The organism is Neisseria sp. P0009.S007, from assembly GCF_051962515.1.
In genome coordinates this window covers 1,337-12,435 of sequence record NZ_JBQCVF010000058.1, presented here as the reverse complement: position 1 = coordinate 12,435, position 11,099 = coordinate 1,337, and the positions used below count along the sequence as shown (strand labels likewise).

The window sequence follows — 11,099 nt, the reverse complement described above, 5'->3', positions numbered from 1 at the left end:
GTTTTTCTCGTTCAAAACACGGGAAACATCGGTAATCATCGGCGTAATGCGCGGTGCAACTTTTTCAATGACCGCCATCACATCTTCAACTTTTACCGGCTCGGCATTGTGCAGGTGTTGCAACTGAACATTGTAATAAGCCAAAACAGCTTCCAGTTTTTCAACCAGTTTTTCAGGGTGCAACAAGTCCACCACGCGAATCGCGCGGCGGGCAACTTTATCTTCATAGGCTGGGCCGATGCCGCGACCGGTTGTACCAATTTTGCTTTTACCGCGGGAAGCTTCGCGTGCTTGGTCAAGCGCAATGTGGTAAGGCAGAATCAATGGGCAGGTTGGCGCAATTTTCAGACGGCCTTCGACGTTTTTCACACCGGCAGCGTTCAATTCATCGATTTCACCCAACAATGCTTCAGGAGAAACGACAACGCCTGAACCGATGAAGCATTCCAAAGTCTCATGCAAAATGCCGCTTGGAATCAGACGCAAAATGGTTTTTTTGCCACCGACTACCAAAGTATGGCCGGCATTGTGGCCGCCTTGGAAACGTACTACACCGCTGGTTTCTTCCGCCAGCCAGTCAACAATCTTACCTTTGCCTTCATCACCCCATTGGGCACCGATTACGACAACATTTTTAGCCATAGCCATCTAACCTTATTTCAGATACAAAATTTCAAAATAAAACTCAATCGTTCAAAGCGATTACTTTCCAAACGCCGTCTACCTGTTTCAGACGGCCTGTAACCTCTTCCGAACCGTTATAGCCGATACCGTAATCGATAACGACACATTGTCCTTGTTCGCGCAAAGCATCTACCGCTTCTTGAGCCACAGGCATGTCCTTTACATCGACAGCCACCACGGATTCCCGTCCGATAGCAGGAAGGCGGCCGATGAAGCTGCGCAAATCAAAACTGAATCCGGCCGCAGGACGCGCACGTCCGAAGTATCCGCCCAATCCGTCATAACGGCCGCCGCGTGCCACGGCATCATGAAGATTTGAACCATAAGCCGCGTAAAGCAAGCCGGTGTGGTAATTGTCAACGCGCAGTTCCGACAAATCGATATGCACTTTTTGATTTGGGAACGCATCGCATACTGCCTGCAATTCATCCAAAGCCGCACTGACTGCGGACAATTCCGGTAATTTCTCTCTAGCCACAGTCAGCACTTCACGACCGCCGTACAGTCGGGGCAACAGTGAAAACGCTTTTGCCCACATGCCATCAAGTTTCCACTCTTTGACCAACTGGCTGACAGCCTCAGCATCCTTGTCCTGCATCGATGACAGCAGGGTTGCCGATTGTTGCTCACCCAAATGCGCGGCATTTGCCAAAGCACGGAATACGCCGATATGGCCTAATGAAAGCAAAACTTCGCCCATGTCGGCAATCTTCATGCTTTTCAGCATCAAATCAATCAATTCGATATCCGCTTCAATGCCTTCCAAGCCGTACATTTCCGCACCCGCCTGCAAAGGTTCGCGCATATTGAGCAATCCGTCAGGCCGCGCATGAAGCACCGAACCAGCATAGCATAAACGGTTGATGCCTTGATTGGCAGAAAGCAAGTGGGCATCAATACGCGCCACCTGCGGCGTAATATCCGCACGGATACCGAGCTGACGGCCGCTGAGCTGATCAACGACCAAAATGGTTTTCAAAGACAAACCGGCATCGATATGCGTCAATAAGGAATGGCTGTATTCCATCAATGGCGGTTGCACCAATTCATAACCATGCACGCGAAACAAAGCCAACAGCCGCTCACGGGCGCTTTCCAGTTGTCGGGCATTGGTCGGTAACACGTCGGCAACGTGTTCAGGAAGCTGCCAAGACTTCATGAGAATCTACCTCTGTTTTTTTGTAAACATAAAGGGCTGATTAAATTTAAAACCAAATCAGCCTGACGACTAAAATTTTCCTGAATGCATCAACAGCAAATCCGATGCAGCTTCAACAAAACTGATTTTAAATTTAAACAGCCCCTGAGTAACGGCTTCAAACCGTCGAGTTATTAAAATCAGACTTTACCATATTAAAACGAATTTTGCACCCTGTTTACAGAGAACGTAAAAAAACATTAAAAACAAAGGCCGTCTGAAAACCAAATGCATAGCTGCATCATTTTCAGACGGCCTTATTCATGCCTGAACAACCCGACGCTTAGCGCCAGTAACGCCACCAAGGCATATCGTCAGATCGCCATTCGTGTTGCAAGAACGGGCTTTGCGGGAAGTTGGTTTCCAAAACACGGCGTGTATCAGCAGCCAGTTGCGGCTTGTCCAGTTTTTTGTACGCCAATTCCATCATCGCCAAAGCTTCTTCGACGTAACGGGTATTTTGGTAACGGCTGACGATTTTTTGCGCACGGTTGGCCGCTGCGACATAAGCACCGCGTTTCATGTAATAACGTGCCACAGATATCTCGTTACCACCCAAAGCGTCCACCAGCTTGGCCATACGCTCGGTTGCATCGGCAGCGTATTTGCTGTTTGGGTAACGTTGCACCAGCTCGGCAAATGCCTGATAAGCATCGCGGTTGGCTTTCGGGTCGCGGTCGGACCAGTCTTGAGAAGCCAGCTTGTTCAAGAAAGACTGGTCTTCGTTAAAAAGCACCAAACCTTTCAAGTACAGCGCGTAGTCCATATTCGGATGTTGCGGATGATGGCGTTGGAAGCGCGCAATGGCAGCCAAGGCTTTTTCTGGCTCATCGTCTTTATAATAGGCATACGCCGTATCCAACTGGGACTGCTGGGCATAGCGGCCGTTTGGAAAACGGGATTCTAAAATTTCGTATAACTTGACAGCTCGCGTATAATTGTTGCTGTTCAACTCGTCTTGCGCTTCGGCATAAAGCTTTTCCACACTCCAATCTTGAGTAATTTGGGCGTCTTTATCGATTGTGCCTTTATTTGCGCAGGCACTCAGTGCCAAACCTAAAGAAACTACTAAAAGAATTTTTTTCATGCAGAATACTTCCTTTGATAACGAAGCCGATTATAGCGATGATTTAGACTTTCCGTCATCCCCTGAAACAGAAAGTTGTGTTAATTTGACCGTTCCGCTCGAAATGGCGGGCGGAAGGCTGGATGCCGTATTGGCCAAACTCATGCCCGACTACTCGCGCAGCCGCCTGAGTTCGTGGATTAAAGAGGGTGCAGTCATTGTAAACGATAAGCCCGCGCAACCCAAAGATAAAATGATAGGCGGTGAATTGATTGCCGTTACGGTACGTCCGAGCGAAGAAAACCTCGCGTTCACGCCCGAGCCTATGGATTTGGACATTATTTATGAAGACGATACCGTTATCGTCATCAACAAACCGGCCGGATTGGTCGTTCATCCTGCCGCAGGCAACTGGAGCGGCACCCTGCTCAATGGCCTGTTGGCGCACTGTCCCGAATTAAGCCAAGTGCCGCGTGCGGGCATCGTACACCGTTTGGACAAAGAAACCAGCGGCCTGATGGTAATCGCCAAGACCCTGCCGGCGCAAAACTCACTGGTTCAACAGCTGCAAGAGCGCACAGTCAAACGCATTTACCGCGCAGTCGCCAACGGCATCGTTCCTTTTGACGGCAAAATCGAAACCCAAATCGGCCGCGATCCGCACAACCGCCTGAAAATGGCAGTCGTCAAATTCGGCGGCAAACCTGCCATTACCCACGTCAAAGTGTTGGAACGTTATCTGACGCACAGCTACATCGAATGCTCGCTCGAAACCGGCCGCACGCACCAAATCCGCGTTCATATGCGCGAAGCCAACCATCCGCTGGCCGCCGACCCTGTTTACGGCAACCTGCGCCATCCATGCAGCGACGCAGTTAAAGAAGCCATCAAAGCCCTCGGCGCACGCCAAGCCCTGCACGCCTACCGCTTGAGCTTTGTACACCCGAAAACCGGCGAAACCGTTTCCTTTGAAGCGCCTATGCCTGACGATATGTACCACCTGCTCTCCGTCCTGCGTCTGGAGGCCGGTTTGGATTCGTCCCTGAGCAACGAGGAAGAATGGCAAGAAAAATTCGGCATGGACGATGACGACGATTGGAATGAAGACGACTACGATGTTGAAGTCGTTTATGTAAGGGATTAAACCCATATTTTCAGACGGCCTTTTGTGTAAAGAGTAAATAAATTTTCAAACAAAATATTTTAAAAAATTCTAATAATTACATAGTCAAATAATATGAATATAGAAATGTTTAATTTGTTATTTTCCAAATTAATGATAGAAAATTTGGGAACAATAGAAGATGGGTTGAAAACAAATGATGAAATCGGTGCAGTTCTCAGAATCCATTTAATCTGCGAGCAGTTTTTGGAACTCTATATATGTAGCATTTGCAACCAAGAAAAAATGTTTTGGTTTCAAGAGAAAAAAGATAAGGAAGAACAGAAAATCACAATCAGTTTCGATCATAAACTAAAAATGGCTAAGTCTTTAGGGCTACCAGATTGGGGATATAAAATTTTTACAAATGTAAATACAATTAGAAACCGCCTCGCCCACCGAGTTGGACAACAAATAGACCAAGGAAAATTCGAAAGCATTCAGAATACCGTCAAATCAGATATTGAACCTCTTCAGATTTTCAATGTTCCATTAGAGCAAGTTGGCATTGCAACGTACTCTGAAACAGGGAAAATGTCATCTAAACTGAATTGGGATGAATGTTCCACACCCCATCAAAAATTACTTATGTATATTTATTACACTTTAATATCTCTAACAGGGTATTTAAATCTCCCTAAAAGCCCAACCACCCCATGAAAACCATCACAGAAACCCTAAACCTCGCCCCGCAAGGCAAGAATTTTTTGACTGCCGACTGGCCTGCCCCTGCCAATGTTAAAACGCTTATTACCACGCGCAACGGCGGTGTCAGCGAAGGCGTATATCGCAGCCTGAATGTCGGCTCACACGTCGGCGACAATCTGGAAGCCGTGCTCCGCAACCGAGAAATCGTACAGGAACAAGTCGGCCTGCCCATTGCCTACTTCAATCAAATCCACAGCACCATTGTTGTAAATGCCGCCGAAGCGTTAGGGAATACACCCGACGCCGATGCCTCGGTGGATACAACGGGAACAGTCGCTTGCGCTTCGATGACTGCCGATTGCCTGCCTGTCTTGTTTTGCGACAAAGCAGGGACAGTCGTTGCGGCGGCTCATGCAGGTTGGCGCGGTTTGGCCGGTGGCGTTTTGCAAAACACTATTGCGGCAATGAATGTCGAGCCGTTGGAAATCATGGCCTATCTCGCCCCTGCCATCGGCCCTGATGCGTTTGAGGTGGGGCAAGATGTATTTGATGCGTTTTGCACACCCATGCCGGAAGCTGCCGATGCGTTTAAAGACATCGGCGGCGGTAAATACCTTGCCGACATTTACGCTTTGGCGCGCATGGTTCTGCACCGCGAGGGCGTGAACATGATTTATGGCGGCACCCATTGCACTGTCTTGGAACGCGATACTTTCTTCTCCTACCGCCGCGACGGACAAACCGGCCGCATGGTCAGCCTGATTTGGTTGGAAAAATAAGATTTGCGCCATCAAAGACAAGGCCGTCTGAAAGACTTTCCGTTTACGGTTTCAGACGGCCTAAACATTATTCGTTATAATCCGACGATACCGTAACCGGTTTCAACGAAGGAATATCCAATGAAAAAAATCCTATTGCCTGCACTCGCCCTAGTGCTTGCCTCTTGCGGTTTCCACCTGAAAGGCACAGGCGTGACTTCGCAGCCGCTGCCTTATCAAAACTGGCATGTAGAAGGCGGAGCCGTCATGCAAAAAGCGCTGGAAAATGCCTTACGCCGTGCCGATGGGCATCTGGTTAGCGAAGCCGAATCACAAATCACCCTGCGCGTTATCGACTTTCAAAAACGCCGCGATATCTACACCATCACCCGCGCCGCCGCAATCAACGAATACCTGCTGGCCATGACCGTCAAAGCCCAAGCCTTCCGCAACGGCGAGCCGGTTGGCGAACCGCTGGAAATTAAGGTTCACCGCACCATGGACTACGCCGACAGCGAAGTTTTGGGTAAACAGGAAGAGGAAGAAACCATTTGGTCTGAAATGCGCATTGACGCCGCAGATCAAATCGTCCGCCGCCTGACTTTTCTGAAGGCGCAATAATGGCTGCCGCGCCCATTGAGAGCCTGCGCCCCGATACGCCGCTCAAACCGTTGTACATTATTCACGGCGAAGAGGATTTGTTGCGCATCGAGGCTTTGGATACGCTGCGCGCAGCCGCAAAAAAACAAGGTTATCTCAACCGCGAAGTCTATACCGCCGAAAACAATTTTGACTGGAACGAGCTGTTGCAAAGTGCCGGCAGCGCAGGTTTGTTTGCAGATTTGAAACTACTGGAAATCCACATTCCCAACGGCAAACCCGGCAAAAACGGAGGCGATGCCCTGCAAACCTTCGCCGAACGCCTGCCCGAAGATACGGTTACGCTTATCCTCCTGCCCAAGCTTGAAAAAGCGCAAATACAGTCCAAATGGTTTTCCGCATTGGCAGGCAAAGGCATCGTCTTAGAAGCCAAAGCCGTTGCGCCACATGCTTTGCCGCAATGGATACAGGGCCGTCTGAAACAGCAGGGTTTGGATATCGAACCTGAAGCACTCGCCCTTTTTGCCGAGCGCGTCGAAGGCAATCTTTTGGCCGCCCGTCAGGAAATCGAAAAACTCGCCCTGCTCCATCCTCAAGGCCATTTGATCAATATTGCCGACGCAGAGGCCGCGGTTGCCACCGTCGCCCGCTTCGACGTATTCCAACTGGCGGGCGCATGGATGAAAGGCGATGCCCTGCGCGTTTCCCGTTTGCTGGACGGTTTGGAAGAAGAAGGCGAAGAGCCGGTTTTGCTGTTGTGGGCGGTTTCCGAAGACATCCGCACCCTAATCCGCCTGACTGCCGCACTCAAGCAGGGACAAAACATCCAAAGCCTGCGCAACAGCCTGCGTTTATGGGGCGACAAGCAGACCCTTGCACCGATGGCGGCCAAACGCATTTCCATCAACCGCCTGCTCGACGCGCTCAAAACCTGCGCCAAAATCGACCGCATCATCAAAGGCGCGGAAGAAGGCGATGCATGGACCGAGTTCAAACAACTCGTTACTTCGCTGGCCGCCTAAAAACCGTTTCCACGCGTCAAGAAACTTGCACGCAATACGCCCCAAAAACAGAAAATACTGTAAAATAGCGTAAACTCAAATTCAGGCCGTCTGAACCTCGCATTTCAGACGGCCTCTTCCAGCAAAAAACAAGGAAACACCAACCATATGGATAATAAAACCAAACTTCGCATCGGCGGTCTGGCCCTGCTGACCACTGCCGTATTAAGCCTCATCATCGTTCTGATCGTCGACTCATGGCCGCTCGCCATCCTGTTGGCCGCCATCATCGTAGCCGCTGCCGCAGGCGGTTTCGTTTGGACTTCACGCCGTCAGCAACGCCAATTCCTCGAGCGCCTGAAAAAATTCGACATCGATCCGGAAAAAGGCCGTATCAACGAAGCCAACCTGCGCCGTATGTACCACAGCGGCGGCCAACATCAAAAAGACGCAATTACCTTGGTTTGCCTGTCACAAAAATGTTCCGTTGACGAAGCGCACGCCATCTTCAAAAAACGTCCGACCCGTCAGGAAATGAACCAAATGGCTGCCCAACAGGCACGCGGTCAAAAACGTCCACATCGTTAATCCTGACAGTAACAGGCCGTCTGAACATCCTATCCCGTTTCAGACGGCCTGTTTTTATTTCCATCAAACCCATTTCCGTTTCCATCGCATTATGACCCGTCTTCCTACCGCCCCACTCAAACGCCGCCTCGCCGCACTGGTTTACGAACTTCTACTGACCGGCGCCGTGACCAGCATTGCCGCCCTTGCAGCCGGTATTGTCGCCATCTTTCTCAATCCAATTTCCACGCGCCTGTCCATGCTGACAACCTGTCTGATTCTGTTCTACGCATGGTGGCTCTACTTCCGCGCCAACTGGGACAAAAAAGGCCAAACCCTCGCCATGCAGACATGGAAGATCGGTTTAGCCGATAAAAACGATACCCAACCGCCCCTACCACAACTGCGCCTGCGCTTTATTTGGGCTAGCATTTTTATTGTTTTCATTCCTCTATTTGCCTACGCCGGATTGCGCCATCTGCTCAATATCCCGCCTAAAGGCGCATTCGGTGCCGCGCTCATTTGGCTCATCCTGCCATGGGGCTTCGCCCTGTTCCATCCCGACCGCCAGTTCCTCTACGACTTCTTGGCCGGAACAAGGCTGGTGGATTTGAGTCAGAAGAAAACAAATGAATAAAATCCAAAAGCGGCTCAAGCTCTAAATGAAATAAAGGCCGTCTGAAACTCAAGATACGTTTCAGACGGCCTTTAATCATAACATCAAGCGATGATTATTCTTGCCAACGTTTGAACACCAGCGAAGTATTGACGCCGCCAAAAGCAAAGTTATTGCTGACCACATAATTGGTTTGAATCTCGCGTCCGCCAGTTTGGATGTAATCCACCTTGCCGCAACGCGGATCGATGTTTTCCAAATTAACAGTCGGCGCAAACCAGCCGCTGTTCATCATTTCGATGGTAAACCAGGCTTCCAACGCGCCGCACGCGCCGAGTGTATGGCCGAGATAGCTTTTTTGCGAACTCATAGGCACAAAACCAAACACCGCCTCAGTAGCCAATGTTTCGGCAATATCGCCTTTTTCGGTCGCCGTACCGTGGCCGCTGACATAGCCGACTATATCAGGCGTAATACCGGCGTCTTTCAGCGCAAGCTCCATACATTTTTGCATGGTTTCTTTTTGCGGCTGGGTAACGTGGCTGCCGTCGCTGTTGGCACCATAGCCGACAAGCTCGGCATAGATTTTTGCACCGCGCGCACGGGCGTGTTCCAATTCTTCCAATACGAAAATGCCTGCGCCTTCGCCGATGACCAAGCCGTCTCGAGCGTTGTCGTAAGGGCGCGGCGTCAGCTCAGGTTCGCCGTTGCGGCGGCTGGCGGCATAAAGTGAATCGAAAACATAAACTTCAGACGGACAAAATTCTTCGCCGCCGCCGGCCAGCATCATATCAATCAGGCCGTATTTAATCGCTTCGTAAGCATAACCAATGCCTTGGCTACCCGAAGAACACGCGCTCGAGGTCGGGATAATGCGGCCTTTCAAGCCGAAGAAAATACCGATATTGGCGGCAGTCGTATGCGGCATCATACGCACATAAGTATTGGCGTTGAAATTGCGCGATGTGCCTGTTATCAAAAGTTCGCCCATATCGCCGATGTCCTTGGTGCTGCCGACAGACGAACCGCACGCTACGCCCATACGGCCGTCTGTAATGCTTTCATCACCCAGCAAGCCTGCATCCGTCAAGGCTTGTTCCGCTGCATCAACACACAAATGCGATACGCGACCCATGCTTCTAAGCTGCTTGCGCGTCCAGTGTTCGGGAGGAGAATAGCCTTCAATCGGCGCACCCAGTTGCGCTTCCAATTCAGGAAAGCGTCCACTCCAGTCCATGTATTTGACCGCGTTTTTTTCGGCTTTAAAGGCCGTCTGAATACTTTGCCAATCACGGCCGAAGGCGGTAATACCGCCGATACCTGTTACTACGACTCTTCTGGTATTCAACACAAACCTCCGTTCACAGCAATCACTTGGCGCGTAATGTACGCCGCTTTTTCATCCATCAAAAAGCGCACCGCATGCGCCACTTCCTCGGGCAATCCCATACGCGCGGCAGGGATGGCCTTTAAGATTTCTTCGACAGGCACGTTCTCATCGATAATATCGGTATCGATAAGACCCGGCGCCACACAGTTGACGGTAATTTTGCGTTTTGCCAACTCAACTGCCAAGGCTTTTGCTGCGCCGATTAGGCCCGCTTTGGACGCGCTGTAATTGACCTGACCGCGGTTGCCCGTCAAACCGGACACCGATGCCATGCACACAATCCGTCCTGCTTTGCGGCGGCGGATCATCGGCATGGTCAAAGGGTGCAACACATTATAAAAACCGTCCAAATTGGTACGCAGCACCAAGTCCCAATCATCATCAGTAAACGCAGGAAACGCATTGTCGCGCGTCAGGCCGGCATTCAACACCACGCCGTAATATGTGCCGTTTACCTCAATGTCGGCAATCAAAATTTCACGGCAGGCTTCACGGTCAGATACGTCAAACTGCAACACGCGCGCATTTCTACCCAATGCACGGATTTCTTCCGCGACAGCTTCCGCTTCATCGCGGCGGCTGCGGCAGTGGACGACAATATCAAAGCCGTCCTGCGCCAAACCAAGTGCGACGGCTTTGCCGATACCGCGATTAGACCCTGTAATTAAAATAGTTTCACTCATACGTTTTCTCACTATATCGACAGGCCGTCTGAATCTTTGTCTTTTCAGACGGCCTTGTAAACGGTTTAAATGATTTGACCGTCTTTCGGACTGTACACATTTAAAGAGGCTTTTGCCAGCAAACCGTCCGGCGGCAACAGATGCTTCACATCTTCCGGCGCATCCGTCCAGCGCAACTCGCAATCAAATACGCCCATGCCGCCCAAATCCTGAATGGACACATGCGCCCTGACTTCCAACTCAATACCGACAGGCACTGAATCGGCAAACAAATCCAGCTTACGCGTTCCCAATAAAAAACCCAAACGGACAGGCTCTCCGGCCTTTAAAGCCTCAATGCCTGCAAACGCGCCTATGCCCTGCGCCATCAATTCCATATAAGCCATAGACGGCAACACGCCGTCCTGCAGCAAAATATGCTTATCGCCAACCGGCGCACGGCAAACCGTATAGTCATCGCCAAATTCTTTCACACAGTCGATAAGCACCATATGTCCGCTGTGCGGAAGCAGCGAAGCCACATCATAAATCGGGGCACTCGGTATTGAAGGCATAAAATGTCATCCGGGAATAAATTACGTTACAATATGCATTATAACAGAGCCTAGCTTTTACTAACTCATTTCATTACAATGTATGAAAATGTAAAACATTGAAAGACATCATGCCTCAAAACGTTTGCCGTTTCAGCTTCAATATCGCCGCATGGCAGGCCTCCTCCAGCAA

13 protein-coding genes are annotated in these 11,099 nt (G+C 50.3%); 7 read left to right on the top strand and 6 right to left on the bottom strand.

Annotated features, from left to right (window positions below; translation table 11 throughout):
* The 3 genes from ACTHS3_RS07035 to ACTHS3_RS07025 form a co-directional block, all read right to left on the bottom strand.
* Nucleotides 1-642 (bottom strand): adenylosuccinate synthetase (locus tag ACTHS3_RS07035; protein ID WP_440367513.1); only part of this gene is annotated, 642 nt, incomplete at its 3' end.
* A 43-nt stretch (nucleotides 643-685) separates the two neighbouring features.
* Nucleotides 686-1,843 (bottom strand): ATP phosphoribosyltransferase regulatory subunit, encoded by a 1,158-nt coding sequence (locus tag ACTHS3_RS07030; RefSeq protein ID WP_314511949.1) that lies wholly within the window; start codon nucleotides 1,841-1,843, stop codon nucleotides 686-688.
* 322 nt (nucleotides 1,844-2,165) lie between these two features.
* Entirely contained in the window at nucleotides 2,166-2,969 is an 804-nt protein-coding gene (locus ACTHS3_RS07025; protein ID WP_003680807.1) for an outer membrane protein assembly factor BamD, read from the bottom strand.
* On the opposite strand from ACTHS3_RS07025, the gene rluD reads away from it, so the two are divergent.
* The 7 genes from rluD (at nucleotide 2,968) to ACTHS3_RS06990 (ending at nucleotide 8,321) form a co-directional block, all read left to right on the top strand.
* On the top strand, nucleotides 2,968-4,092 hold the full coding sequence (gene rluD / locus ACTHS3_RS07020; RefSeq protein WP_070765018.1) for a 23S rRNA pseudouridine(1911/1915/1917) synthase RluD: 1,125 nt from the start codon (nucleotides 2,968-2,970) through the stop codon (nucleotides 4,090-4,092). The two genes, ACTHS3_RS07025 and rluD, sit on opposite strands and share 2 nt — an antisense overlap.
* Before the next feature lie 93 nt (nucleotides 4,093-4,185).
* Nucleotides 4,186-4,770: a hypothetical protein gene (locus tag ACTHS3_RS07015; RefSeq protein WP_440367511.1), complete on the top strand. Its 585-nt coding sequence runs from the start codon at nucleotides 4,186-4,188 to the stop codon at nucleotides 4,768-4,770.
* Nucleotides 4,767-5,537 (top strand): peptidoglycan editing factor PgeF, encoded by a 771-nt coding sequence (gene pgeF, locus ACTHS3_RS07010; protein WP_314511953.1) that lies wholly within the window; start codon nucleotides 4,767-4,769, stop codon nucleotides 5,535-5,537. The genes ACTHS3_RS07015 and pgeF overlap by 4 nt, the downstream gene beginning before the upstream one ends.
* A gap of 120 nt (nucleotides 5,538-5,657) precedes the next feature.
* Nucleotides 5,658-6,137 (top strand): LPS-assembly lipoprotein LptE, encoded by a 480-nt coding sequence (locus ACTHS3_RS07005; RefSeq protein ID WP_440367509.1) that lies wholly within the window; start codon nucleotides 5,658-5,660, stop codon nucleotides 6,135-6,137.
* Nucleotides 6,137-7,138 (top strand): DNA polymerase III subunit delta, encoded by a 1,002-nt coding sequence (holA, locus tag ACTHS3_RS07000; protein WP_070695642.1) that lies wholly within the window; start codon nucleotides 6,137-6,139, stop codon nucleotides 7,136-7,138. Before ACTHS3_RS07005 ends, holA begins: the two co-directional genes overlap by 1 nt.
* Before the next feature lie 147 nt (nucleotides 7,139-7,285).
* Nucleotides 7,286-7,705, top strand: coding sequence for a hypothetical protein (locus ACTHS3_RS06995; RefSeq protein WP_070695643.1), 420 nt, complete (start codon nucleotides 7,286-7,288; stop codon nucleotides 7,703-7,705).
* A 91-nt stretch (nucleotides 7,706-7,796) separates the two neighbouring features.
* On the top strand, nucleotides 7,797-8,321 hold the full coding sequence (locus tag ACTHS3_RS06990; RefSeq protein WP_070695644.1) for an RDD family protein: 525 nt from the start codon (nucleotides 7,797-7,799) through the stop codon (nucleotides 8,319-8,321).
* Nucleotides 8,322-8,415: 94 nt separating this feature from the next.
* On the opposite strand, the gene ACTHS3_RS06985 is transcribed toward ACTHS3_RS06990, so the two are convergent.
* The 3 genes from ACTHS3_RS06985 to ACTHS3_RS06975 all read right to left on the bottom strand — a co-directional run bounded on the left by ACTHS3_RS06985 (nucleotide 8,416) and on the right by ACTHS3_RS06975 (nucleotide 10,927).
* Complete coding sequence (locus ACTHS3_RS06985; RefSeq protein ID WP_070695645.1) at nucleotides 8,416-9,651, bottom strand: beta-ketoacyl-ACP synthase; 1,236 nt, start codon at nucleotides 9,649-9,651, stop codon at nucleotides 8,416-8,418.
* Complete coding sequence (fabG, locus tag ACTHS3_RS06980) at nucleotides 9,645-10,373, bottom strand: 3-oxoacyl-ACP reductase FabG (RefSeq protein ID WP_070695646.1); 729 nt, start codon at nucleotides 10,371-10,373, stop codon at nucleotides 9,645-9,647. The genes ACTHS3_RS06985 and fabG overlap by 7 nt, the downstream gene beginning before the upstream one ends.
* 65 nt (nucleotides 10,374-10,438) lie before the next feature.
* Nucleotides 10,439-10,927, bottom strand: coding sequence for an ApeP family dehydratase (locus ACTHS3_RS06975; protein WP_141754823.1), 489 nt, complete (start codon nucleotides 10,925-10,927; stop codon nucleotides 10,439-10,441).
* Nucleotides 10,928-11,099: the final 172 nt, after the last annotated feature.